Origin of the sequence: Clostridium ragsdalei P11, from assembly GCF_001675165.1 — a bacterium.
Classification (GTDB): domain Bacteria; phylum Bacillota; class Clostridia; order Clostridiales; family Clostridiaceae; genus Clostridium_B; species Clostridium_B ragsdalei.
In genome coordinates, this window is record NZ_LROS01000077.1 from 1 (window position 1) to 26260 (window position 26260).

Annotated in this window: 18 protein-coding genes; 8 read left to right on the plus strand and 10 right to left on the minus strand. The window is 32.7% G+C overall.

The annotated features are described in order from the left end of the window. Nucleotides 1-230: 230 nt before the first annotated feature. From CLRAG_RS18745 to CLRAG_RS18775, 7 genes are all read right to left on the minus strand, one after another. The gene (locus CLRAG_RS18745) at nt 231-1502 is read right to left on the minus strand and encodes a SpoVR family protein (protein ID WP_065079905.1); all 1272 of its coding nucleotides are present in this window, start codon (nt 1500-1502) and stop codon (nt 231-233) included. 5 nt (nt 1503-1507) lie between these two features. Further along, complete coding sequence (yhbH, locus tag CLRAG_RS18750) at nt 1508-2710, minus strand: sporulation protein YhbH (RefSeq protein ID WP_065079789.1); 1203 nt, start codon at nt 2708-2710, stop codon at nt 1508-1510. A gap of 4 nt (nt 2711-2714) precedes the next feature. Then, nucleotides 2715-4637 carry a PrkA family serine protein kinase gene (locus CLRAG_RS18755; RefSeq protein ID WP_065079790.1) on the minus strand — a complete coding sequence of 641 codons (1923 nt, stop codon included), beginning with the start codon at nt 4635-4637 and terminating at the stop codon, nt 2715-2717. Nucleotides 4638-5137: 500 nt separating this feature from the next. Then, on the minus strand, nt 5138-5602 hold the full coding sequence (locus CLRAG_RS18760) for a MarR family winged helix-turn-helix transcriptional regulator (RefSeq protein ID WP_242872181.1): 465 nt from the start codon (nt 5600-5602) through the stop codon (nt 5138-5140). After that, on the minus strand, nt 5586-7163 hold the full coding sequence (locus tag CLRAG_RS18765; RefSeq protein ID WP_065079792.1) for a DHA2 family efflux MFS transporter permease subunit: 1578 nt from the start codon (nt 7161-7163) through the stop codon (nt 5586-5588). Before CLRAG_RS18765 ends, CLRAG_RS18760 begins: the two co-directional genes overlap by 17 nt. Before the next feature lie 12 nt (nt 7164-7175). After that, nucleotides 7176-7829, minus strand: coding sequence for an HlyD family secretion protein (locus CLRAG_RS18770; protein WP_065079793.1), 654 nt, complete (start codon nt 7827-7829; stop codon nt 7176-7178). Between the two features lie 20 nt (nt 7830-7849). Continuing rightward, entirely contained in the window at nt 7850-8818 is a 969-nt protein-coding gene (locus CLRAG_RS18775; protein WP_065079794.1) for an HlyD family secretion protein, read from the minus strand. Nucleotides 8819-9221: 403 nt separating this feature from the next. Between CLRAG_RS18775 and CLRAG_RS18780 the strand changes: the two genes are divergently transcribed. The 3 genes from CLRAG_RS18780 to CLRAG_RS18790 all read left to right on the plus strand — a co-directional run bounded on the left by CLRAG_RS18780 (nt 9222) and on the right by CLRAG_RS18790 (nt 15005). After that, nucleotides 9222-10271, plus strand: coding sequence for a carbamoyl phosphate synthase small subunit (locus tag CLRAG_RS18780; RefSeq protein ID WP_065079795.1), 1050 nt, complete (start codon nt 9222-9224; stop codon nt 10269-10271). A gap of 267 nt (nt 10272-10538) precedes the next feature. Next, complete coding sequence (carB, locus tag CLRAG_RS18785; RefSeq protein ID WP_065079796.1) at nt 10539-13745, plus strand: carbamoyl-phosphate synthase large subunit; 3207 nt, start codon at nt 10539-10541, stop codon at nt 13743-13745. A 90-nt stretch (nt 13746-13835) separates the two neighbouring features. After that, nucleotides 13836-15005 carry a M20 metallopeptidase family protein gene (locus tag CLRAG_RS18790; RefSeq protein WP_065079797.1) on the plus strand — a complete coding sequence of 390 codons (1170 nt, stop codon included), beginning with the start codon at nt 13836-13838 and terminating at the stop codon, nt 15003-15005. Between the two features lie 64 nt (nt 15006-15069). On the opposite strand, the gene CLRAG_RS18795 is transcribed toward CLRAG_RS18790, so the two are convergent. Then, entirely contained in the window at nt 15070-17049 is a 1980-nt protein-coding gene (locus CLRAG_RS18795) for a sigma-54-dependent Fis family transcriptional regulator (protein WP_083985803.1), read from the minus strand. Between the two features lie 383 nt (nt 17050-17432). Here CLRAG_RS18795 and CLRAG_RS18800 point away from each other — a divergent pair, with 383 nt between their 5' ends. Together CLRAG_RS18800 and CLRAG_RS18805 are read left to right on the plus strand one after the other, a co-directional pair. Continuing rightward, nucleotides 17433-18329, plus strand: coding sequence for an isocitrate lyase/PEP mutase family protein (locus tag CLRAG_RS18800; RefSeq protein WP_154105031.1), 897 nt, complete (start codon nt 17433-17435; stop codon nt 18327-18329). 198 nt (nt 18330-18527) lie between these two features. Then, nucleotides 18528-19811 (plus strand): MFS transporter, encoded by a 1284-nt coding sequence (locus CLRAG_RS18805; protein WP_065079799.1) that lies wholly within the window; start codon nt 18528-18530, stop codon nt 19809-19811. Nucleotides 19812-20232: 421 nt separating this feature from the next. On the opposite strand, the gene CLRAG_RS18810 is transcribed toward CLRAG_RS18805, so the two are convergent. Both CLRAG_RS18810 and CLRAG_RS18815 read right to left on the minus strand, forming a co-directional pair. Further along, nucleotides 20233-21447 carry a sensor histidine kinase gene (locus tag CLRAG_RS18810; RefSeq protein WP_065079800.1) on the minus strand — a complete coding sequence of 405 codons (1215 nt, stop codon included), beginning with the start codon at nt 21445-21447 and terminating at the stop codon, nt 20233-20235. Between the two features lie 3 nt (nt 21448-21450). Continuing rightward, nucleotides 21451-22128 (minus strand): response regulator transcription factor, encoded by a 678-nt coding sequence (locus CLRAG_RS18815; protein WP_065079801.1) that lies wholly within the window; start codon nt 22126-22128, stop codon nt 21451-21453. Between the two features lie 228 nt (nt 22129-22356). On the opposite strand from CLRAG_RS18815, the gene CLRAG_RS18820 reads away from it, so the two are divergent. The 3 genes from CLRAG_RS18820 to CLRAG_RS18830 are packed head-to-tail and all read left to right on the plus strand — an operon-like array spanning nt 22357 to nt 25996. Further along, the gene (locus CLRAG_RS18820) at nt 22357-23307 is read left to right on the plus strand and encodes a glycosyltransferase family 2 protein (RefSeq protein ID WP_065079802.1); all 951 of its coding nucleotides are present in this window, start codon (nt 22357-22359) and stop codon (nt 23305-23307) included. A 58-nt stretch (nt 23308-23365) separates the two neighbouring features. Continuing rightward, entirely contained in the window at nt 23366-23785 is a 420-nt protein-coding gene (locus CLRAG_RS18825; protein ID WP_065079803.1) for a GtrA family protein, read from the plus strand. 12 nt (nt 23786-23797) lie between these two features. Continuing rightward, complete coding sequence (locus CLRAG_RS18830; RefSeq protein ID WP_065079804.1) at nt 23798-25996, plus strand: glycosyltransferase family 39 protein; 2199 nt, start codon at nt 23798-23800, stop codon at nt 25994-25996. Nucleotides 25997-26260: the final 264 nt, after the last annotated feature.

Sequence of the window (26260 nt, forward strand, 5' to 3'; positions counted from 1 at the left end):
ATTTGAGCATCCTCGATATCTCATAGTAACCACAGCTAATACTAATCTAGTAAATTTAGAATTCGTAGTGTTTTTTAGCTCAATTAAATCTTCAATTTTATAATCATACAGTGATTCTATTTCAAATAATTTTCTTCCCATAATTAAAACTCCTTTCTCCGTACATTTAGTATTTGGAGAAGAATTTTAATTATTCTGTATAAGTTAATATTTTAGTTAGAAACCCTATATTAATCACATCTTAAAGTTTTATAAGTAATAGTAGTAGGCTCGCTGCAGCATACTTCTATATCTTCTTTGCTTATTTTGGTATTTAATTTCACGGGATATCCCCACAATTCATAAATGCATTTTAAAGTAGCTTCCATATAATTTGAATTTAATTCTCTCCCATCGTAAATATGTTTTAATACGAGGGTATTGTCCTTTTTTAAAATATCATCAACGACAATATTGGGAATGGAACCCATACCACAATTATTGCATAGGGTATTCCTGATTTCAATCCATCCTTTTTCATCAGGAATTTCTTTTATTACGTAGTCACTGCGTTGTTTTGCATATTCAAATAAATTTAGTTCATAACACAGCTCTTTTGTTAAGTATCTTCTAATAAAAGAGGCATCTCTTTCCAGTGATCTTACTTCAAATATTTTATTTTGTCCGTATCTTTTATCTAAGTCTTCAAATATTTTAAAGCCAATATAATAGGGGTTAATTCCTCCCATAATAGGTGTAATTACATCATTATGTCTTTTAATGAATTCAATGTGAAGTGAAGGCGAAAGGTCCAGTCTATTTAAGGTCTTGTAGTGCCAGTAACTTGCCCAACCTTCATTCATAATCTTTGTTTCAACCTGAGGTATAAAATATGCAGTTTCTTTTTTTACTACATATAAAACATTTTTTTGCCATTCTTCTAAGTCACTGTGATTTATAATAAAGTTTAGTAAGTCTTCTTTTGATTCTTCTTCTGTTTTTTTTAATCCTATAGCCCTATTTGTTTGAAATCTTATGGAATGAGCGGCATTTAAAATTTTTTCTACTCCTTCATACCCGATGCTTGGGTCATTTATATATTCTCTTATCATATCTGCGTCATTTTTAAACATTTCAAGAGTATAGGATGCTTTAGTACCCTCTTTAAACAATCTGTTATTTTTAAAGAAATCATTATGTCCGTATACATGAGCCATTGTTAGAATTTGCAGTAACAGTGTATTGTCCTTCATCAAATAAGCAAGACAGGGATTTGAGTTTATTACCATTTCATAAGGAAGTCCTGTAAGGTTATATTTGTAAAGTGATTTTGTCCTATCATAGGATTTGCCAAAACTCCAGTGAGGGTATCTAGCAGGCATTCCCAGATAGGCTTCGTATCCTATCATGTCTGTATAACTTACAATTTCAAATTCTTGAGGATAAAAGTCAAGTCCTGATTTTTTAGATGCATCTTCTATAATGTCACACCATTTTTCTAAATCTGTACCTGTATATTCCAGAAAAATCACCTTCCTTCCAGTTCTTTTTTCAATATTTTTTTAAGGGATATCCATAAGTCTTGCTTCTCATTAATAGTTACAGTAGAAAAGTTATTTTTATCTATTCCTCGACGGAAAATGTTTTTTATATTACTTCCAAAATAGCTGGGTATGATTTCTGCATAGCTAAAAAGATTGCAGACTTCACATAAATCTTTGGCAGCTTTTAAAGCACGTTCGTTGTCTTCATCCCAATTGTCACCGTCACTTACATAAAAGGTATATACGTTCCAGTAAGCAGGATTATAATTTTCTTCAATTACTTCAAGAGCTTTATTTAATCCGCTGGATATATAGGTTCCACCAGATTCTACTTTGTGGAAAAATTCATTTTCAGTAACTACTTTTGCTTTAGTGGAGTGAGAAATAAATTTAATTTCAACATTATTGTATTTAGCTTTTACAAATTGATACAGAATAAAGAAAAAGGATCTAGCTAAGAATTTTCTTGTGCTATCCATGGAACCTGAGGTATCCATTACGCATATAACAGCAGCATTTAATTCACGCTTTTTTTTCTCTTTTATCCTGAAGTATCTTAAATCTTCCTGCCTGAAAGGAAATCTTGAGTCTATATCTTTAGAAATAATTTTATTTTTAAACAGTGGGTCTTTGGAAGCTTCTCTAATATCTCGTTTAGAGTTTTGCTGTCTTTTTAGCTTTTCTATAACAGTTCTTTTCTTAGCGAGCCTTGGATTTATTCCATTTCTTTGATATCCTGCTTTTTTTAAGGATTTTTTAGACAGTAGTTCTGAAAATTTTTTTTTGTCCATCAAAGGTAGCTCCATATCTTCAAGAAGGTAATTCATAAGTTCTTCTAAGGTAATTTCCGTTTCGTACATATCTTCCCCTTCTTCGTTACCTGCACCGCCTTTGCCTTTGCCTCCATTTTTCGCTAGGGATCTTCCAATTTTATCTCCTCTTTTTTGAGATCCATTTCCACTTCCAACTTGGGGACTGTTGTCTCCATATATAAAGTGATATTCTTTAATGCCCTTTATGGGAATTTTAATTTTCTTATCTTTACTCTGACCTATAATGCTTTCTTCTGATATTATATCTGCAAGATTATCCTTTATGGATTTCTCTACTAATTGCTTGTGGCGCCTTCTATCTTCTAAGGATCTATCATGGTGATCCCTTGGATCAAATTCTCTAAAAATAGCCATAATATCAATCCTTCCATAGGTTGTTGGCAGCGTATTTTAAAATAACGTCACAGCAGTGGTTACAATATCCATCTGCCTTCATTTCCTCAACCATGGAATTATATTTTTCGTTTTGTTCCTTGCCCCTTACTTTTGACTTAGTTATAACTCTGGATAGTTCTTTTACAGATGCAGTGAGTTTTTTCTCAATAGCTTCTTTAAGAGGTTCGTAGGAAGTATAGCTGATTTTTCCTCCATTTCTTATAACGTAGAACATATATGAAGTTACATCTGTTCTAAATCCTTTTGCAGAATTTTCGGAGATGCCAATATGTTCTTCTATAGATCTCATGAAAGTCTCATCTGGTTCTAATTCTTCTCCAGTAGATTGATCTTTAATTTTATTTTTATTTACATAAGCTTCTGCATGATCTAGGTAATTATCAAAAAGACTTTCTGCCTGTTCTTTAAAACTGTGAATAAAAGCTCTGGTTATTTCTTTTTCCAATACTTTGTTGTATTCTTTTCTAATGGTATCTTTTATAAAAGTTAAATATCTTTGTTTATCATCTTCAGCTATATCCAAATCTTTAACTGCTTTTGTTAAGCTTTCTATTACGCTAAGAGGATTTATACAGTTGTATTCTGAGTTTGAAAGTGCACTATCTAAGGCTTTTACTATAAACCTAGTGGAAATTCCTGTCATTCCTTCTCTAGAACCTGCTTCCTCTTTTAATTCTGAAAAGTCAATTTTTTTAGTTGTGCCTTTTTCAACGATATCTTCTCCATTGTAAATTTTTAATTTTGTCATAGGATCTACCTTGTTGGAAGGTGAAAGTCTGGATAGAATTGCGAACATTGCTGCTATTTCTATGGTGTGGGGTGCTATATGTGCATTAAATTGACTCTTGCCAAGTATTTTTTTATATATTTTAATTTCTTCATTTAATTCCATGCAGTAAGGAACTTCAATTTTTACTATTCTATCTAGTATTGCTTCGTTAGTATGGTCAGATTTAAATTTGTTCCATTCAGATTCATTGGAATGTGCTAGAATAATTCCATCAAAATAAATCATTGAACCCTTACCTGGAGATGGAACTGATTTTTCCTGGGTAGCTGTAATTATTGTGTGAAGATATTCCACATCATTTTTAAAAACTTCAATAAATTCTACAAGCCCTCTATTACCTACGTTGAAAGCACCATTTAGCGAGAATATTCTAGGATCATCTTCAGGGTACATATCCATCTTTGATATATCAATGGAACCTGTGAGTACGGATGTATCTTGGTTATTAGGATCAACTGGGGGTACTACTCCAATGCCTTTTCTTGATCGTATGGAAAAGTCAGTAGTAGTTACAGGAAATTTTTCATATTCGCCGCCGTAATCATGCTTTAGCCTATATTTACAAACAGGACATAAATCACCTTCAATTTCTACACCGAGTGCTTTCTCAAAACTTCCTTTTAAATGTTTTGGTATAAGGTGCAGAGGCTCTTCTCTCATAGGACATCCTTCAAGAGTATAAATAGGTTCTGAGGTTTCAAGGGCTTTTTTAATTGATTCTACTAAAGATGATTTACCAGCTCCTACAGGACCTACTAGGTAAAGCACCTGTCTTGATTCTTCTCCCATCATTGCTGCAGAGTGGAAATAGTTAACTAGTTTCATTATGACTTTGTCAATTCCAAAAAAGTCATCTTTGAAAAAGTTATACCTTCTAATTGGTTCATTTCCATATAATTTTTTTATTCTTGGATTTTCTTCAGGCTTTAAAACTTCATAACCTTTATTCATTATAATATCATACATTCTTCTATGAGATAATTTTACGATTTTAGGGTTCTTTTTTACAATTTCTAAGTACTCTAGAAAAGTTCCTTTAAACTCATGCTTTTTTCTTATTTCCCTGTCTTTTTCAATTATATCCTTAAAGTTCATATTCTCCTCTCCTTTTTATTATATCTATTAAATACTACGCAGCATGGGCATTTATTATGTATAATAATTGATAGCACTTGTGATTTCAATCAAGTGATTCTTAGCATCAGGTGGAGTTTTAACTCCATCTGATGCTAAGAACTCTGTTTATCCGATGGCTACCAGCCGTAATACCCCCATCGCACACAGCGAAAGCGACTATTGCCAAATCAAAGATTTGGGATATCTGCTTTTCTTATAAAGTGGGGAATATTAGAACTATTGAGCTTCAGCGATTTAGAGTTCTTATGCTGTGCATAACGGCTGCTACGCCCCTGGATAACGATTTCCCCTAAAGGATAACGCCTTCTAAGTGATAAAGCACTAAGAATCCTGTTAATAAGTTTCAGATGGAGAAAAAAACTTCACCTGAAACCAAGAACTCTGTTTATAAGGATGAAGAGAAAGGTAAAGGGAAAACACGACAGCAGTAAGCAAGTTTTGCTGAAGTATTTTCCCTTTTATTTAATATCTTCTAATAGTGATTTGTAATGTTCTAATGCATGAATAAATTGATCTACTGATTTGCTATCCATATTTCTTATAGTATCGGATATACAGTTGGAAATTAAAGTTTGCTTTATGTCTAATATATCATTAACTTTCTTAAATTCTTCAGATATAGATAGTTTTACAATTCTTCTGTTGCTTTCAGGTATCTCTCGGGTTACAACACCCTGATTTACCAGACGGTTTACTATACCAGATACTGTACTCTTTGCAAGCATTAAATGATTGCTCAACTCATTTAATGTCATACCAGGTTTTTTATACAGATGAACTACAACTGCCAGTTGAGGTGCCGTAAAACCAAATTGTCCTGCAATTTCTCTGAATTTATGACCAATAATTTTATGGATAATTTTAAAAAGATTAATTATTTTATCCGATTGCTCTAATATTAAGTCATCATTTTGTGGTGGCAAGTTCTTTTGTGTTGGTATTGTGCTCAGCTCCTTTCTCTGTTTTTTTACTTTTCATCATTAAAGTTAAGACTATAGTGACAATTACTATAATAGAAGTAATAGCAACTGCATAAGCCATAGCGTCTATGGTAGCCTGTCCTTGAAGCAATTTACTTAACGTAGATAATGCAGAGGCTTTAGCTGTGCCTTGGGGTAGGCCTTCTTGCATATATGATTTCGTAAGTATATTTATCGTATCATTAGCGGGTTTATTGTAGACATTTATTTGCTCAGATAGTTTTAAATAATTGTAGTTAGTTTTGCTTTGTATTATGGCGGACATTATTGTTACGCTGAGGGAACTTGCTATTTGTCTTATGGTACTGGAGAGAGCAGATGCTTTTCCAATCAAGTTTTGTGGTACTACATTCATTCCTGCAGTATTAATTGGCATCATTGTAAATCCTAGCCCAATTGACCTTACACATAGAATAAAAGTTATCATTTCTCTAGTGGAATTCATATTTATTAAAACTGAAAGATGATAGGAACTTAAGGCTAGTATTATAAGCCCAGGTATAACTAAGGGCTTGGCACCAATTTTATCAAACAAGTTACCACTTACAGGCATTAGTATTCCAACTACAAGTGCAGCAGGCAGCATGATTAGACCTGTTTCCATTGCTGTATATCCTCTTATATTTTGGAGGAATAAGGGTAGCACGTATACTCCACCCATAAGTGCCATAGTCAAAACGCAGATTATTATTTGACATACACTAAAATCAAATAATTTAAATACAGTGAGGTCTAAAAGTGGCTGCGGGTGGGTAAGTTCATTTACTATAAATAGTATAAGACTCAGACATCCTAAAGTCAAAAGCAGCGGGTATTGTACTTTGCTCCAGTCAATTGAAGTCCATTCCCCAAGTACATATAAAATGCTTACTACTCCAATTGTAGAAGATAAAAATCCTATTACATCAAAAGATTTAAATGTAACTTTTTTAGGATCCTTTAGTAAAATTCCAGCTAAAATTACACCTAGTATACCTATGGGAACATTGATATTGAAAATAAGTCTCCAGTTCATATTTTGAATAATATATCCACCTAAAGTAGGTCCTATGGAAGGTGCTGCCATGGAAGCTATCCCCCAAATTCCAAGGGCTAGGCCTATTTTATCTCTAGGAAATATTTCATATATTATGGACATACCTACAGGCATTATCATGCCGCCACCTAAAGCTTGTATAATACGAAATACTATCATAGATGTATTGTTCCAGGCAAATCCACATAGCATGGAGCCCAAAGTGAACATTGCAAGTGCAAACATATATATTTTTTTAGATCCGAAAACTTCCTGAAGATATCCCGTAAGAGGTATAATTGCACCAAGAGCTAGGGTATATGATGTCAGTATCCATTTTGAATCATCCATTGATACTCCAAAGACTGCCATCATCTTTGGAATAGCGATATTAACTATACTACTGTCAAGTATGGACATAAAAGTTCCTATTACTACAACAATTAATGCTAGCCAGCTGTATATAGATTCATTGTTGTTTTCTTCCATTATATCACCCCATTACTTTATGCGAATTTTAACAACGGCATTGGTACCTGGAAGTATTTTGTTGTTAAATTTGTCTAGAGAAATTTTTATAGGTATTCTCTGAACTACTTTTGTAAATGTACCACTGGTAGTAGTTGGTATAATAGATAGTGCAGATTGGGCTGCTTCTCCTACAGATTTTACTTTACCGGTAAATTTTTGAGACCCATACTCATCTATAGTAATGCTAACTGGCTGTCCAACTCTTATTTTTCCAAGCTTTGTTTCTTCTATGTCAGCAGTTATATAAAGTTTATTTGGATCTATTAAAGTAGCTAGGGTTTGACCAGGAGACCAAATTTCACCGATGGTTCCCTGCTTTTTAATAATTATGCCATTTATAGGTGATCGTATTAAAGATTGATCTACCTTTGAGTCAGATAGGTCTGACATTTCTTGACGGGCTAATATTTGATTTTTAATAACAATATCTCCTTCATCTACATTGAGTTCTAGCAATTTACCACTGATTTGTGGAGTTACGTTGACTAGGTCTGCATCTACTTTTGCATCGTCTGTTGAAACATAGTAGGTGTTTTCATACCAATAATAAAATCCTATACTACTGAGTGCGACTGCGATTATTACTAATATTCCTACAATCAATATTTTTCGTTTTTGTTTCATATTTGAAATACCTTCTTTCTCTATTTTTCAAGTCCAATCTCAGCAAACATACCGGGTTTTAGCTGTGAATCTTTATCTGTTAGGCTTACTTTAACTAAAATGTCTCTGCTTTCAGAATTTAAATTAGAATTTATAACGGCTATTCTACCCTTAAATTGTTTGTCTGGTATTTCAGATACTTTTACAGCTACTTCTTGTCCTTCTTTAATTTGACTTACAATATCTAAAGGTGCATAGGCATTTACATAGAGGTTGCTGGAATTTATTATAGAAAGAAGTGTTGCACCAGGGGATACTGTATCTCCTACATTGACATTTCTGGTATTTACTACTCCGGAAATAGGTGCCGTAATAATAGCATTGCTTAAGGATGTCTGTGCAGTTTTTAAAGCTGCTTGAGCCTGGATTACCTGTGCTTTGTAAACATCTATAGATGATTTTGTGGGGCCATTTTGTAGCATAGCAAGTTGCTCTTGGGCAGTTTTATACTGTGAATCTGCTGTAGCAAGCTGCTGATTGGCTGAATCCAGTTCCTGCTGAGTTGCTGCTCCTGCATTTACTAAAGCCTGTACACGGTCATAGTTCTTTTTTACTGTTTCATAACTTTGAGAAGCACTGCTTACAGAGGATTGAGCTTCAGCGACTTGTTCAGGACGGGTGCTATTTTGGGTATTAGTTAAATTTGCATTTGCGGTATTTAAAGCTGCTTGGGCTTGATCAACTTGTCCTTGAAGATCTTTTGTATCTAGTTTAATAAGTACGTCGCCTTCATTTGTTTTTGAACCCAAGTCAACGGATATTTCAGAAACCTTTGCTGAAACTTTTGAAGTTATATTTGCTTGTTCATTTGTTGAAATTTTTCCTCCCATTAAAAATTGATCACTGGTATTTTGATTGATGTTTTTAATATTTTTACTCGTAGTGTTTGTAGAACCGCAGCCTGTCAAAAATATTGCTGCAGCCAGGCTAAATAAAATAGCTTTTTTCATATACAACCTCCTTTAATGGTTAATATAGATATTATTTGCATAAAAACTGTTCGTGTATTAACAGTTTTTATTATATACCTGTTTATTTTCATTTTCAAGAATATTATTCCAAGTGATAATTTAAAAAATACATTTTTTGATACTTGACATATGGCCATATTTTAATTAGAATAAAGGTTAGAATTTAAGTGAAAAATACACTTTAAATTGGTCCTGTGAGGCCAGAAAGAGGTATGTGATGGGTAAGCTTTTTTATATCCTAAAAAAAATGAATAGTTTTGTATTTGAATATGAAAACTTTGGCAATAGAAAAATTGTTTTTTAAAATAATTTTTTTATTGCCTTTTTTGTTTTTTAAGATGGATAGGTGTATTTTTACTAGTAAAAATGCAGGAGGTATAGTATGAAAGCAAAACTTATATTAGAAAATGGAAGTATCTTTCAAGGAGAAGCTTTTGGGTATTTGAAAGATAGTGTAGGTGAAGTGGTATTTAATACTGGAATGACAGGATATGAAGAAATACTTACAGACCCATCCTATTATGGTCAGATAGTAACGATGACTTATCCCCTTATAGGAAATTATGGAATTAATCTGGAAGACATGGAATCATCCAACCCAAAGGTAAAGGGATTTATTGTAAGAGAGTTATGCAGCTATTCCAGTAATTTTAGATCTGAACTTGAACTTTGTGATTACCTTAAAACGAATAAAATTGTAGGACTTTCTGGAATCGACACGAGAGCACTTACAAAAATGCTAAGAACAAATGGTACTATGAAGGGAATTATAACTATAGAAAATCTAGACTTTGTCTCTGTAGAAGATAAAATTAAGTCTTTTTCCAATAAAAATGCAGTATCTAAGGTGAGTACAGAGGAAAAATATATTGTAGGTGAAGGCAAAAAAAATATTGCTATTTTGGATTTTGGAATTAAAAAAACCATGATAAAAGCATTTGCAGATAGAGGATGTAAGGTAACTATATTTCCTTCAAATACTAAAGCAGAAGATGTACTTGAAATTGATCCAGATTTGATATTCTTATCAAATGGTCCGGGAGATCCAGATGATCTTACCTGTGAAATTGAAAATATAAAAAAGCTTATAGGCAAAAAACCTATTACAGGAATATGTCTTGGACATCAGCTTTTGGCATTAGCCCTTGGGGGGAGCACAGCTAAACTCAAATTTGGTCACAGAGGATGCAACCATCCTGTAAAAGATCTTATAAGCGGTAAAGTGCATATAACTTCTCAAAATCACGGCTATTATGTGAACAGACTGCCTGAAGATATGGAAATAACTCATGTAAGTTTAAACGATGGAACTATAGAAGGAATGAAACATAAAAGTCTTCCTATATTCTCAATACAATTTCATCCGGAAGCATGTCCGGGACCGGAAGACAACAACTATATATTTGATGAATTTATGAAATACTCACTTTAAAATATAGAGTTTCTAGTTTGAAAGTTAACTTGTAATCCGGATATTTTACTGTTAATTGATAAAATATAATTAAAAATTAAGAGTTAAGAATTAATAGTTATGGATGATTTTCTTCAGCTAACACTTCAGAAAATCTTCATTCACTATTCATTATTAATTCTTAACTTAAAGATATGCTTGCACACAAGTTGTCTTTAAGTTGTAAATTCTATAGATGAAAATTATGAATTGTGAATTGTGCATTGAGTAGAAGGGAGATAGGTTTTTATGCCTTTAAATAAAAATATTAAAAAAATATTAGTAATAGGATCTGGCCCTATAATTATAGGTCAGGCAGCAGAGTTTGATTATTCTGGAACTCAGGCTTGTGAATCTCTTAGGGAAGAGGGGTTAGAAGTTGTACTTATAAATAGTAATCCGGCAACTATAATGACAGATAGGGAGGTTGCGGATAAAGTTTATATTGAACCTCTTACGGTTGAATTTGTAGAAAAAGTTATAAAAAAAGAAAGACCTGACAGTCTTTTAGCAGGTATGGGTGGACAGACTGCATTAAATTTGACAGTGGAATTATATGAAAAGAAAATACTTGAAAAATATAACGTGAATATAATAGGTACCGCAATAGAAGCTATAAAAAAAGGTGAAGATAGAGAACTTTTTAGAGATACTATGAATAAAATAAATCAGCCTGTTGTGGAAAGTGAAATAATAACGGATATGGAAAGCGGTAAAAAATTTGCAAACAGAATAGGTTATCCTGTTATAGTAAGGCCTGCTTATACCTTAGGTGGAACAGGCGGCGGAATAGCTGAAAATGAAGAACAGCTGGAGACCATACTGGAATCGGGACTAGAACTTAGTTCCATAGGTCAAGTACTTCTTGAAAGAAGTATAAAAGGCTGGAAGGAAATCGAATATGAAGTTATGAGAGACAGCTTTGGAAACTGTATAACTGTATGTAATATGGAAAATGTAGATCCTGTTGGAATTCATACAGGAGACAGTATAGTAGTAGCCCCTAGCCAGACATTATCTGATAAGGAATATCAAATGCTTAGAACTGCTTCTATTAATATAATAAATGAGGTTGGAATAGAAGGCGGATGCAATGTTCAGCTGGCACTTAATCCAAAATCTTTTGAATATGCAGTTATAGAGATAAATCCAAGGGTAAGTCGTTCTTCAGCTTTGGCATCAAAGGCTACTGGATATCCTATTGCAAAGGTTGCAGCTAAAATAGCTCTTGGATATGGCCTAGATGAAATAAAAAATGCAGTTACTAAAAAGACTTATGCTTGTTTCGAGCCATCTCTTGACTATGTAGTAGTAAAAATTCCTAAGTGGCCTTTTGACAAATTCCACAATGCAGATAGGGAACTTGGCACAAAAATGATGGCTACAGGTGAAATAATGGCAATAGGTAGTAACTTTGAAGCTGCATTTTTAAAAGGTGTGAGATCTCTTGAAATAGGGGCTTATTCCTTGGAGTATAAAAAATTTAAAGACTTCACCATGAAAGAACTTAAAGAAAGAATAGCATATCCTGATGATGAAAGAATATTTGCAATGGCAGAAATGATTAGGAGAAAATATAGAATTGAAAAATTAGCTGAGATTACAGGAATAGATATATTCTTTATAAAGAAATTTCAGTGGATAATAGATGAAGAAGAAAAATTAAAGTCCAGTGATATTTCCAATATGGATAAAGAGTGGCTAACTTTGCTTAAGAAAAAGGGATTTTCAGATAAGGGAATAGCAGATATGCTCCGAGTATCTCCAGAAGAAGTATATAAGCTTAGAAATATATGGAGTATAACTCCTGCTTATAAAATGGTAGATACCTGTGGGGGAGAATTTGAAGCCCTATCACCTTATTATTATTCTACTTATGAACAATATGACGAAGTTGAGGTTTCAGATAAAAAGAAAGTTATTGTAATAGGCTCAGGACCTATAAGAATAGGCCAGGGAATAGAATTTGACTATGCTTCTGTTCACTGTATAAAGACTCTTAGAAAGTTAAATATAGAAACTATTATAGTAAACAACAATCCTGAAACTGTAAGTACAGATTTTGATATTTCAGATAAATTGTATTTTGAACCTATAACTGAAGAAGATGTACTAAGCATAATAGATAAGGAAAAACCTTATGGTGTAATACTTCAATTTGGTGGAGAAACTGCCATAAAATTAGCAGAATTTTTAAAGGAAAAAAATATAGTTACTTTGGGTACAACAGCGGATCAGATAGATGAGGCAGAAGACAGAGAAAAGTTTGATGATCTTTTGGAAAGACTAAATATAAGCAGACCTAAGGGAAAAGGTGTTTGGTCTGTAGAAGAAGGATTGGAAGAAGCAAGAAGATTAGAATTCCCTGTACTTGTAAGGCCGTCCTATGTACTTGGTGGTCAAGGAATGGAAATAACTTACGATGATAAAGAACTTACTTACTACTTATCCATGGCTTTTAAGAAAGATAGGAAAAATCCTATATTAATAGATAAGTATCTGATGGGAAGAGAAATAGAAGTAGATGCAATTTGTGATGGAGAAGATGTGCTTATACCTGGAATTATGGAGCATCTTGAAAGGGCTGGTATACACTCTGGTGATAGTATAACTATGTATCCTAGTCAGAATATAAGTGATGAAATGAAGAAAAAAATATTAGATTATACCGAAAAACTTGCAACTGGAATCGGAATAAAAGGTATGATTAACATTCAGTTTATAGAGTATAAGGGAAATCTGTATGTAATAGAAGTAAATCCAAGGGCTTCAAGGACAGTTCCATATATAAGCAAGGTGAGCGGTGTACCTATAGTTGATATTGCAACTAGAGTAACTTTGGGTGAAAAACTAAAGAATATTGGGTATGGAGTTGGAATTTCAAAAGAACCCAATATAGTGGCAGTTAAGGTGCCTGTATTTTCTACACAGAAACTTCCAAATGTAGAAGTATCACTTGGACCTGAAATGAGATCAACTGGAGAAGTACTAGGTGTTTCAAATACTCTTACAGGAGCACTTTATAAAGGATTTTTAGCTGCAGGAATGTTTTCTAATATGAAAAACGGAGTAATGCTTGCTACTATAGGAGATCATGATAAACAAGAATTTTTACCTATAGCTAAAGAGATTTACAAGATGGGAATAAAATTTATGGCTACTCGAAATACGGCAAAACTTTTAAGAGATAATGGAATTGAAGTTAAAGAAGTTAGAAAGATGAATGAAGAAAATCCTAATATAATAGATGTTATAAAAAATGAAGAGGTGGATTTAGTCATAAATACACCAACTAAAGGGAATGATTCTAGAAGAGATGGATTTCATATAAGAAGAACAGCCGTAGAGAGAAACATTCAAGTAATAACTTCTTTAGATACATTTAGAGCTATGACCTATGTCAAATCAGAAGATGTAGATAGTGATGAATTAGATGTATTTTCAGAGTATAAGTAAAAATACAATCAGGTGCCAGGCACCATGGTGGGACATTTATGCTCCACTATGGTGCCTGGCACCTAAAATAATAATGAAAGGTTTGTAATTATGAGTGATATAAAGGAACTTACAGAAAAGTATTACCCTGAAATAGTTGAGATAAGAAGATATTTTCATAAATATCCAGAGTTAAGCAAAAAAGAATTTGCTACTCAAAAGAAAATCATTGAAGTACTTGAGGGTTTGGACTTAGACATTAGAAAGGCTGCTGGTACAGGAGTTATTGCTGAATTAAAAGGTGAAAAACCAGGTAAAATTATAGCAATTCGAGCAGATATGGATGCACTTGCCATAGAAGATGAATGTGGAAAGCCTTATCAATCACAAAATAAGGGTGCATGTCATGCTTGTGGCCATGACGGACATATTGCTATGCTTTTGGGAGTTATAAAAGTACTTAGTAATCTTCGTCATGAGATAAAGGGAACTGTAAGATTCATATTTCAACCTAGTGAAGAAGAAGTAGCTGATGGATCAGGGGCAGCGGCAATTATAGCTGATGGTGGACTAAAAGATGTAGATGCCATTATAGGAGCACATCTATGGCAGCCTGTTAAATTTGGGACAGTAGGAATATCTGCTGGTCCCATGATGGCAGCAAGTGATGAATTTACAATAATTATTGAAGGAAAAGCAGGGCATGCTTCCATGCCACATCAAACTATAGATTCTATATTAACAGCATCCCAAATAGTGGTGGCATTGAATACAATTGTTGGAAGAGATGTAGACCCAATGAAGCAAGCTGTTGTGTCTGTTGGTGTATTTAACTCGGGACATGTTTACAATTCAGTAGCAGGAAGAGCTGAACTAAAGGGAACCATAAGGTCTCTTGATGAAAATGTACGAGAAAAAGTATTTGGCCATATAAAAAAGATTGTAGAGGATGTATGTGATATGGCAGGTGCAAAATGCAAAATTGAGAGAGATAGATGTACTTACGTTCTTGCAAATGATCCTAAAGTTACCAGTGTAGTATTGGAAGCAGGTAAAGAGATGGTTGGACATAAAGCTCATGCTATAGAGCCTTTTATGAGCAGTGAAGATTTTTCTTACTATTTGCAAAAGATTTCCGGATGCTTCATCTTTGTAGGTGTAGGTAATCCTGAAAAAGGTATTATATACCCTCAGCATCATCCTAAGTATGATATAGACGAGAGAGCCATGGCCTACGGAGTAGAAGTCATGAGCAATGCTGCATTGAAATTACTAAATTAGGTGCCAGGTACCATGATGGAACATAAATGTCCCACTATGGTGCCTGGCACCTATAATATTGATATCAATTTTTCCGTTTTATATTTATCTTATATTCCTTCATTTTTCTCCACAAGGTTGTTCTACTGCATCCTAAAGTTTCTGCAGTTTTTCCTATCTCTAAGTTATTCGTCATTAAGGTTTTTATAATATTATTTTTTTCAAATGTAGTCAAATCAAAATCATTTTGATCATGCTTATCTAGTTTGTCTATTTTGGTGTGTTGTCTAATTAATTCATTAATTAGATCATCGATTTTATTTTTCCTGTTTTCCTCATTGGATACAACAAATAATCTTTCAACAAAACTTTTTAGTTCTCTAACATTTCCATGCCAATCATAATTAGTTAATTTGCTGAAAATTGAGTTGAAATCTATTTTAATGTTTGATTTATTTTCATAGTTCAATTCATTTAAAATATTATTAGCTATCTCAATAATATCATCTTTTCTATTACGTAATGGAGGAATTGTAAGATTAAGTACGTTAAGTCTATAATATAAATCTTCACGAAATCTATGTTCTTTTATTTCATTAAATAAGTTTTTATTTGTTGCTGCAATAAATCTGATATTAATTGGTATTATGCTTTCTCCTCCAATTCTGCGAATTTCATTTTCTTGTAAAGCTCTCAAAAGTTTTACTTGAATTTCCATAGGCATTTCTCCTACTTCATCAAGGAATAAAGTACCTCCATTAGCTAGCTCAAATACACCCTGCTTTCCACCTTTTATTGCTCCTGTGAAAGAACCTTCCTCATATCCAAAAAGTTCAGATTCAAGTATGTTTTTTGATAGCGCAGAACAATTAATTGCTACGAATGGTCCCTCTTTCCGAGGGCTTGTATTATGTATGCTTTGAGCAAATAGCTCTTTACCAGTTCCAGTTTCACCAGTAATTAGTATTGTAAATTTTGAAAGAGAATAATTATATGCTATTTTTTTAATTTTTTTTATCTGCTCTGAACTGCCAATTATATCATCAAAATTGTGTTTAGCTACAAATCCTTTTTTATGTAATTGTACTCTTGCTTTTCGTTCACTTTTTTGTAAGGATTTTATTTCTTGAAATGTTGCTACTACTCCTTTTATCTGTTGATCAACAATTATTGGTATTCGGTTAGTTGAAACCATTGTACCATTAATATTCATTATCTCATCTGTTTCTTTTATGCCTGATTTAGTTACATCATGTAACCTGGTATTATGAATTACTTCTTTTATATCCTTTCCAATACAATATTTTGAATCTGACTTTACTATTTTTTCAGCTAGACTATTTAAAATCTCAATTTTACCTGTAGTATCAACTGCGATAATAGCATCATGAGTATAGTTAAATATAGTTTTATATCGTTCCATCTTTAATTTTAATTTTTCTTGTATTATGTGTTCCCTATTTTTCACTTTTAATGGTTGTTCTGCTACCTCTATTGCTTTTTTTACAGATGTTGGGGAACTCTCAACAACGATATGATTTAGCCCATATTTTCTTGCAAAGTATTCTGTAGAAGTTCCCCCTATTCCTAAAACAATGTTTTTTGCCATTGCATTCTTTATACATATTTCACAATCTTTAAAAGTATTAAATGTATAATAATCTGCATCAATGTTTAATAAATAACACATAGTTTTTACGTCATTAGATATTTCTGAATATGAAAAAAAAGCTATTTTACCTTTAACTTTTATGACTTTCTCCATAATTGGAATATAGTCAGATAATGTTGTATCTATGTTAACGGTGGGTATATCTAGGTCTTGTTTTAATATTTCTGTTGTACCTTTTCTGCTGATTATTATTCTAGCTCCCTTAGATATTAATTCTTTAGAAAACTCAAGTGCCTCGTCTAACTTTTTGATAAATACATCAATTTTTTTATTATTACTATTTATAATTTTATTAGCTAATTTAACTAATTCTTTGGATGGAGATATTAAACATATAGGTGTTACTTGCTCTTGCATCTTAACAAATTCCTTCCTAATAGTTTTTATTATCATTAAAATAATCTTTAGTAGCACATATTTATGGATAAATCTAAAAAACAATTTTATTAAATTCTTCTATTCACATTTATTATACTGCAAATGCATTTAAAAATGGCATATTTGAAAGTAATGTAATTCACACTGTTTCATAATGTTTTACTTTCATAAAACGATATGAAACAATATGAAACAATACGTAAATATATTAAATATATTAAGATAATATTTAATATATTTACGTATTATCTTAATATTGGCAGAGTGCAAAATGTAAGCTTTTTTTAATTTATATTTGAGAATATTATAAAACTTGGCATAGAATTTGCTCTAATCAATAGTAATACTAATTAGCCGGCATTAGTTATCAAATAAAAATTATGAAGGGATGGGTACAAATGAAAAATATGCCTAAACAATTACGTGAAAGATTAAAGGAGAAAGAAATACTTGTTGCTCCAGGAGCTTATGATCCTCTAACAGCAAAAATTATTGAAAGAGAAGGTTTTGAAGCAGTTTATATGACAGGCTATGGAACATCTGCAAGTATACTTGGAAGACCAGATGTTGGATTATTAACTATGAGTGAAATGGTACGTCGTGCAGCAAATATTGTTGAGAGAATAAATATACCTCTTATTGCTGATGCAGATACAGGATATGGCAATGCCGTTAATGTTATGAGAACTGTTCGTGAATACGAGAAGGCAGGGGTTTCTTGTATCCAATTAGAAGATCAGGTTGCACCAAAAAAATGCGGACATATGCTAGGAAGAGAAATTATTTCACAAAACGAAATGGTTGGAAAAATTAAAGCCGCATGTGATGCAAGACAAAATCCTGATTTAATGATTATGGCAAGAACAGATGCACGTACTAATTTTGGATTAGAAGAAGCTATTAAAAGAGGAAAGGCCTACGAAGAAGCAGGGGCAGATATTTTATTTATAGAATCTGTTGAATCTGAAGATGAAATGAAAACAGTTACAAGTAGTTTTAATGTTCCTGTATTAGCTAATATGCTGGAACACGGAAGAAGTCCGTTACTTTCTGCAAGTCAGCTTGAAAAGATAGGATATGATTTAACAATATTTTGTGTATCATCAACCTATGTTATTGCAAAGGCAGTAACCGATTTAATGAGACACTTAAAGAAAACAGGTACAACAAGTGACTATTTTGATAAAATGATAACATTTGAGGAGTTCAATAGATTAATAGGGTTACCAGAAATTCGTGAAATAGAAGAGAAATATTCAACAGGAAGAAGTGCAGTATTTCCTAAAGGTAACTAACTAAACTTTGGCAGAAGGAGAGTTAAATCTTATCAATGATTTGTTTATTTTAAAGGAAATTGATGTATTGTTATCTGATGATTTCAACATCAGATAACAATACATCAGTAAAAATAAGTACTGACCATTTTTTACTGTAGTTTTTATTTCCTACTAATATAAATTTTGTATTAATATCATATTAAGGAGGTTCTTTAAATGCAAACGAATACATGTAAACGAATTCAAAATAATAATGGATATTACAAATATTCTTGGGCTATACTTATTATTATGATTTGTGCCTATTTTGTGGACATGTTTATGAGATATAATATTCCAACGGTTATACCAACGCTTATGAAGACATATAAATGGGATGCAGCCACTGTTGGGTGGGTGGATTCATCATATTTATGGGCTTATGCGCTAATGCAAATGCCTTGGGCGTACATAAGTGAGAGATGGCTTGGTGCACGTTGGACAATAACTGTTGGTACCGGGTTAATTGTTTTTTCAAGCATTGTTTTCGCATTTAATATTTCTAATCTTGGTGTTGGTATTGTTGCACGTGCACTAATTGGTGCTGGTGCTGCTGCAATTTGGGTTCCTGCAAATCCAATGCTTGCAAGGTGGTTTGCACCATCTCATCGAGGATTGCAAACAGGAATACTTGGAATAGGCGGAACTTTAGGTACCTTTGTTGGAGGAGCATGTATGCCAGCCTTACTCTCTAGTTTTTGCTTTTTTGGATTGCCAAATATTCAAAGTGGATTTTTACTTTCTGCCCTTCCAGGACTTTTAATACTTTTTATCGTCCCCAATATAATTAAAAATAGGCCAGAGGAAATTGGTTTGGTCTCACTTGATAATCAGACTAAAACAAAACAAACTGATAATGAACCAACTATTGGATATATCATGAAGCATTCCCCATACCCATATATAATGGGTATAGTTTATGCTGGATTTCTTGGAACACAATATTTTGTCTTTACATGGTTTGCAACGTATTTAGGAAAGGTTTATATGGTTAACGTTAAATCAGCAGCACTTTTATGGGCACTTTCTGCAACATTACCATCTGTTATTAGTCAGCCATTAAGTGGAATGATATCTGATAAAATTGGCCATAAGAAAGCAACATCAGCAGCATTACTTCTTGCAGCAACATTTTCATTAGTATTTGTTTTCATTGCTTCAATGGGAAATAGATTGCCACTAGCTGTTACGATGACTGTCATGGTTTTATTTGCGCTATTTGTTAATATGTGGGTCCTAGCTTGGCCATTTACGACTATGATGTTTCCTACAAAAGCTGGAGCTGTAGTAGGAGGATTTATGAATACTGTAGCTCAATTGGTTGGTGCTGCAGCACCAGTAATTTCTGGTTACATTATAAGGGGAACTAATTCTTATGTTGGAGTATTTGCATTAGGTGCAGTTTGTGCTTTAAGTGGTTTTATAGCATCATTATTTCTTAAAGAACATCGAGTGGTGTAATGTGAAATAGTGTTTTCAATATCCCTATGATAATTCGTTAATATGCAATATAAAACAAACATTCTTTAATGTTGTCACATTAAAATATCTAATAAACTGAAGGTTGTAAAAAATATTTAGAGTATAAGTTGATTTTTCGTTTATAGACTCTATGATTTGTAGTTATTTTAATTCAAATTTTACCTTATACATGAAATATACTAACAAAATTGAAATTACATTTAAAAACTTTTATAAATAAGTCTTAGCTTGGTATTTTAGAAAACCTTAGGTACTTAGATGTGTTTGAGGTACGAGTTTATCTAAGTACCTTTAGGTTTTCAAAATACCAAGCTTTAGACTTATTAAAAGTTTTTAGTGTAATGAAATTTGTTAGTATATGGCTGTTATAAGTAAACTTTCTACTTAGAAACTCTATATTTTAACTTACTGGAAATATAACTTTAAAAGTAGCTCCTTTACCTACAGTACTTGATACATCTATAGTTCCATCATGTTCTTCCACTATACACTTTGCAATGGAAAGTCCAAGTCCGAAATTACCCTGCCTACTTGATCTAGATTTATCAACTTTGTAAAATCTCTCAAAGATTTTATTTAGATGTTCTGGAGCTATGCCTTCCCCTGTGTCAGACACTGTTATTTCAATTTTATTTTTTATTTTTTCTAAAGTTACTCTGATGGAGCCGCCTTCAGGGGTATGTTTTATTGCATTGTCAACTAAGATAGTTATAAGTTGGTTGATCCTACCCTCATTTCCTAAAAAAATTACATCTGGGTGAATATCTGATAAAATGGCTATTTTATGTTTTGAGGCAACTGGTTCAAGAGGAACTACAGATTTAGTCACAGCACTGCTTATATCAAATGCAGAAGTATCAAATCCATTTTTATGGGAATCTGATCTAGCAAGAAATAAAAGGTCTTCTATAAGCTTAGTCATTCGTGTAGTTTCAATCTTAATGTTTTTAAGCCATTTATCTTGGCTTTCTACAGTTTCATCTTTATTGTCTAGTACTATATCTAAATTAGTGGTTATAACTGCAAGGGGAGTTCGAAGTTCATGGGATGCATCTGCAGTAAAAGCTTTTTGTTTTTTCCACGCACTTATAATAGGTTTTAGAGACATATTGGCAAGGAATAAACTTATTATAAATACAAAAACGAGACTTATTATATAAATCGTTACAGATATAGTAATTAATCGACGCAGTACTTCATCGTCGAAGGACTTATCTTGAAAAACCACAATAAAGCCGTAACTTTTAGGGACTTTAATATACCTTAAAATATAATTTCCATATGTTGTAGTACCGTTTGGTTTAGTTTTCTTTAATATTTGTTCTAATAGTTTCTTGCAGCTTTTTTCAGATAACGGAGAATTAGGAGATATTTCTTCAACTTCATTTTTGAAATTTATTTTTATAAAAAAACTCTCAGAAGCAGTCATGTTTTTATCATGAGGTCCAGAGGGTGGAATATTTTCCATTTCAGCTGTTTTACTCATACGCATATAGGCAGAATGTTCAAAACTTGTGCTCATAAGTATATATATGCCTGAAAATATGGTTATTAATACTAAACTTGTAAGTATTAAATTGATTAGAATAAGTTGTATTTTTAATTTACGAAACATAATTTAAACCTCTTTTAAGCAGTAGCCTATGCCTCTTATAGTTTCAATGACTACATTACATTTTAATTCCCTTAGTTTTTTCCTCAAATAGGAAAAGTAAACTTCAATATTGTTATTCATTTCTACGTCGGAATCAAGGCCCCATACTCTATCTAGTATCTGATCTTTAGTTAGAACTTGATTTTTATTACGTGCTAAAAGTTCTAGAAGTTGGGGCTCTTTTGTAGTAAGTTTAGTTTTCTTACCATTACATTCAATTTCTCCCCTCAGTGGATCGAAAGTTAGTGAGGACAGCTTAATGCTTCCATGCTGGATAAAGTCTGTATGCCTTCTGCTGAGAGCCCTTATTCTAGCTAGCAGTTCCTCTTTAGAGAATGGCTTTACAAGATAGTCATCTGCTCCATTGTCAAGTCCTTCCACTCTATTTTCAATGGAATCCATAGCTGTAAGCATGAGTACCGGGGTTTCAATACCCTTTTTTCTTATAAATTTTAAAATATCAAGTCCGTCCTTTTCGGGAAGCATTCTGTCAAGTATTATCAAATCATATATTTCGGATTCTGCCATTTCTTCTCCGGTGATTCCGTCGTAAGCTGCATCTACAACATAATTGTTTTTCTTTAAGATATAGACTAAGGCATCCGAAAGCATGACTTCATCTTCAACTAAAAGTAATCTCATAATAAAATTTCCCTCCTTATATCTAATTATTATACTATAAATTATGTGATTTTAAATTTAATTTAAATTTATTATTATTCTTTTAAGTTTCTTTTAAGGTTGAAACCTCAAAATAATAACTAAGCTAGATCGATAAAGTTTCTACCGACGCAGTATGATAAAAAATAGGCTAGCATACTGACTGGTTATTTCTTTGAAAATGCCTAACATTAAATTGAGGTGAATAACATGAATGAAAATGTAATGTATTCTATAGTAGTACCGCTGTATAATGAGGAGCTAGTAATAGATGAAAGCTATAGAAGACTTAAAAAAGTTATGGACTCTACTTTAGAGAGTTATGAAATTATATTTATAAATGATGGAAGTAGCGATAAGACCAGGGAAAAGACGGAAAAGATATGCAGTGAGGATAAGAACATAAGACTTATTAATTTTTCGAGAAATTTTGGTCATCAATGTGCTATAACTGCAGGAATGGAAAACTCTATAGGCCAGGCTGTAGTTGTAATAGATGCAGATCTTCAAGACCCTCCAGAAGTTATTTTAGATATGATTAAGAAGTGGAAGGAAGGCTATGATGTCGTCTACGGAAAAAGAGCTAAGAGGGAAGGAGAATCATTTTTCAAGAGGTTTACAGCAAGGTCATTTTATAGATTATTAAAGAGTATGACTAGCATTGATATTCCTGTAGACACTGGAGATTTTAGACTTATAGATAGAAAAGTGTGCAATGCATTAAACTCACTGCCGGAAAAAAACAGATATGTGAGGGGGCTTGTAAGTTGGGTTGGGTATAAACAGACCTTTGTAGAATTTGTAAGGCATGAAAGATTTGCAGGGGATAGCAAGTATCCACTTAAAAAAATGCTGAAACTGGCCTTTGATGGTATAACTTCATTTTCTTATAAACCGCTTATGCTTTCTGGATATTTAGGAGGACTGTCACTTTTTATTGGATTTGTTTCAATCATAGTTGAGTTTACAAAATGTGTATTACAAAAAACGAGCATAGTAAATTTTGGACTCATAATATCAATTGATTTGGTGATGTTTGGGACAATATTAAGTTGCATGGGTATAATAGGCCAGTACATTGGAAGAATTTTTGACGAAAGTAAAGGAAGACCTAATTATGTTATTGAAAATATAGTAAATAAGGCATTTGAAAGAAAATAGGCTAGCATACTGACTGGTTATTTCTTTGAAAATGCCTAGTAGAAAGGAGCAGATAAATATGGATCAATTAATTAAAACTATGGATTCTATTTTCAATGGTAAACTAAAACTACTAAGCCGTTTTTCTGCCACTGGTGTCATAAATACAATAATAGATTTTGCTGTATTTACTCTTTGTCAAAGTGTATTTGGACTGCATTATACAATAAGCCAGGTTATAGGTTATAGTTTTGGAGTTGTAAATAGTTTCATATTCAATAAAAAGTGGACTTTTGAATACAAAAGTTCTGGAAAAAAGGTGATTCGAGAGTTATCTCAATTTGCAATAGTAAATCTCATTTCACTTATTGCAACACTCGTATTTATGAAATTTTTAATAAATGATTTTAATTTAAACGTGTATTTATCAAAAATAGTCGTAACACTCATAGCTCAGGTAATAAATTTTTTATTATATAAAATATGGGTATTCAATTAAGGAGGAAAACTTATGAAAAAATTTAAATTTACAAAAGAAAGATTTGCACTATGTATAATTCTAGCCATATCTGCAATATTGAATTTTGCGAATTTAACTATAGAAGGATACGGAAATGGATATTATGCTGCAGGTGTAAAGAGTATGCTCATGAATTTTAAAAATTTCTTTTTCGTATCATTTGACCCCGCGGGATTTGTATCCATTGATAAGCCGCCTTTAGGTTTCTGGATACAGACTATATCAGCAAAAATATTTGGATTTAGTGGATGGAGTATATTATTTCCCGAGGCACTTGCCGGAGTAATTTCAGTTGGAATCTTATATTATATAGTAAAAAGATCTTTTGGGGAGATAGCAGGACTTATATCGGCTCTGTGCCTTGCAATAACACCAGTTTTTGTAGCAACCAGCAGGAATAATACTATAGACAATCTATTAATTGTGACATTACTTTTTGCCTGTTTATTTTTATCCAAAGCTGCTGAAAAAGGCAAGCTTAAATATCTAATAATAAGTTTGGTTCTTGTAGGATTAGGGTTTAATATAAAAATGCTTCAGGCATATATGATAGCTCCTGCTCTATATATAACTTATTTGATTTCTTCAGCTGTACCTGTAAAACAGAGGATAAAACATTTGATTATAAGTACACTTATTCTTGGAGTAATATCCTTATCCTGGGCAGTGGCAGTTGACTTGGTTCCATCACAAAATAGGCCTTTTGTAGGGAGTAGTACAAATAACACCGTTACTGAACTTATATTTGGACATAATGGACTGGAAAGACTTAGCAGTACTAATGGTGGTATGGGTGGAGGACCATCAGGAAAGGTAGGAAATCCTCAATCTAAAGAATTTAGAAGTAATTTCGGCAAAAACCAGGCAAATTCACAAAGTGGAAACAGTAATGCTCCTAGTGGAATGACACCTCCACAAAATTCAGGAAATTCTGCTCAAGGTCAACAAGGAGGTCCGGGAGGTGAGACTACACAAGGCAATTCCAAGAATCAAGGTGGAGGACCTGGTGGCGGCGGACCTGGCGGATCAAATGGACTTTCAGGAAGCTTTGGGGGACAGACAACAGCAGGTGTTACTAGATTATTTTCTAAAAATGTTTTGTCAGACCAGATAGTTTGGTTTTTACCTCTAGCTATATTTGGACTTGCTACATCTGTAATAGTAGAAAAACTTAAGTTCCCATTTGATAACAAGAAAAAATTAGGGTTAACATTATGGACATTATGGTTGGTACCTGAATTCATATATTTCAGTTATACAAAAGGATTGTTCCATCCATATTATTTAACAATGCTAGCCCCTCCAATTGCAGCTTTATGTGGAATAGGACTTACTTCTATGTGGAAGCTATATAAGGAAGGCAGCATAAAATCATGGATAATGCCTGCAGCATTTATTGCAGAAGGATTGGTACATCTTTTGATGTTATCCTATTTTACTACTACTATATCCACTACTATAAAATGTATAATTATAGCAGCTATCATATTGTGTTTTGCATCTGCTGCACTGCTTATAATATACAGGATAGTAAAGAAAGGAAATTTGGATCAGGGTAATAGTGGAAGGCTTGCTAAGATATTTACAGCACTTGCTCTTATAGGAATTTTAGTAACACCTGCTATCGGTTCTGCTGCTGCTATAACTCACAGCTTAAGTTCTTTGCCAGCTGCAGGATTGGAGCTCCTGTCAAATAGTAAATCAGGAAATTCCATGATGATGGGTGGACAAAACAGCAGTAAGAATTCAAAGCTTATAAAATTCCTTGAAAATCATACGTCAAACGAAAAATATGCACTTGTAGTTTCAAGTTCTGCTTCTGCTGAAGATATAATAATTGAAAGCGGAAAAAGCGTAATGGCCCTTGGAGGTTTCTCAGGATCTGACAAGATACTTTCTCTTGATCAATTTAAACAAATGGTTAAAAAAGGTGAGGTAAGATATGTACTTACAGGAGGTATGGGAGGAAGAGACTCCCAGGATATAATGAATTGGATTCAGAAAAACGGCAAAGCTGTTTCAACTACTGAATGGAAAGATACTACTAGTTCTCAAGCTCAAAAAAGTGTAAATTCTAATAACAATAATAAAAAAGAGAATAGTTCAAAAGAAAATAGTAGTTTCCAGCATCAAGGAATGGACGGCATGAACAATGAAACGCTGTATGATTTAAAAGGCACTGTAAAATAGAGGTAGAGTTTCTAAACAAAAAAATCAACGTATACTCCAGATATTTTTTACAACCTTCAGCTCATTAAATATTTTGATAATTCTAAGTAAAAAATTCTAAAAAGCTAAGAACTTTTGAAAACTCGTACCTCAGACAATTCAAAAGTTCTAAGTTTTTACGAATTTTTTTCTAAGACTTATATGCAAAATATTTAAAAGAGCTTCATTATTGTAAAAATATGCTTGCGTATAAGTTGATTTTTAAGTTATAAATTCACATTGAGG

Bases quoted from the DNA above. Each gene is read 5' to 3' on its own strand.
- yhbH (WP_065079789.1), bottom strand. From the start codon at position 2,710: ATGGCTATTTTTAGAGAATTTGATCCAAGGGATCACCATGATAGATCC.
- CLRAG_RS18755 (WP_065079790.1), bottom strand. From the start codon at position 4,637: ATGAACTTTAAGGATATAATTGAAAAAGACAGGGAAATAAGAAAAAAG.
- CLRAG_RS18765 (WP_065079792.1), bottom strand. From the start codon at position 7,163: ATGGAAGAAAACAACAATGAATCTATATACAGCTGGCTAGCATTAATT.
- CLRAG_RS18770 (WP_065079793.1), bottom strand. From the start codon at position 7,829: ATGAAACAAAAACGAAAAATATTGATTGTAGGAATATTAGTAATAATC.
- CLRAG_RS18775 (WP_065079794.1), bottom strand. From the start codon at position 8,818: ATGAAAAAAGCTATTTTATTTAGCCTGGCTGCAGCAATATTTTTGACA.
- CLRAG_RS18780 (WP_065079795.1), top strand. From the start codon at position 9,222: ATGAAAGCAAAACTTATATTAGAAAATGGAAGTATCTTTCAAGGAGAA.
- carB (WP_065079796.1), top strand. From the start codon at position 10,539: ATGCCTTTAAATAAAAATATTAAAAAAATATTAGTAATAGGATCTGGC.
- CLRAG_RS18790 (WP_065079797.1), top strand. From the start codon at position 13,836: ATGAGTGATATAAAGGAACTTACAGAAAAGTATTACCCTGAAATAGTT.
- CLRAG_RS18795 (WP_083985803.1), bottom strand. From the start codon at position 17,049: ATGATAATAAAAACTATTAGGAAGGAATTTGTTAAGATGCAAGAGCAA.
- CLRAG_RS18800 (WP_154105031.1), top strand. From the start codon at position 17,433: ATGAAAAATATGCCTAAACAATTACGTGAAAGATTAAAGGAGAAAGAA.
- CLRAG_RS18805 (WP_065079799.1), top strand. From the start codon at position 18,528: ATGCAAACGAATACATGTAAACGAATTCAAAATAATAATGGATATTAC.
- CLRAG_RS18810 (WP_065079800.1), bottom strand. From the start codon at position 21,447: ATGTTTCGTAAATTAAAAATACAACTTATTCTAATCAATTTAATACTT.
- CLRAG_RS18815 (WP_065079801.1), bottom strand. From the start codon at position 22,128: ATGAGATTACTTTTAGTTGAAGATGAAGTCATGCTTTCGGATGCCTTA.
- CLRAG_RS18820 (WP_065079802.1), top strand. From the start codon at position 22,357: ATGAATGAAAATGTAATGTATTCTATAGTAGTACCGCTGTATAATGAG.
- CLRAG_RS18825 (WP_065079803.1), top strand. From the start codon at position 23,366: ATGGATCAATTAATTAAAACTATGGATTCTATTTTCAATGGTAAACTA.
- CLRAG_RS18830 (WP_065079804.1), top strand. From the start codon at position 23,798: ATGAAAAAATTTAAATTTACAAAAGAAAGATTTGCACTATGTATAATT.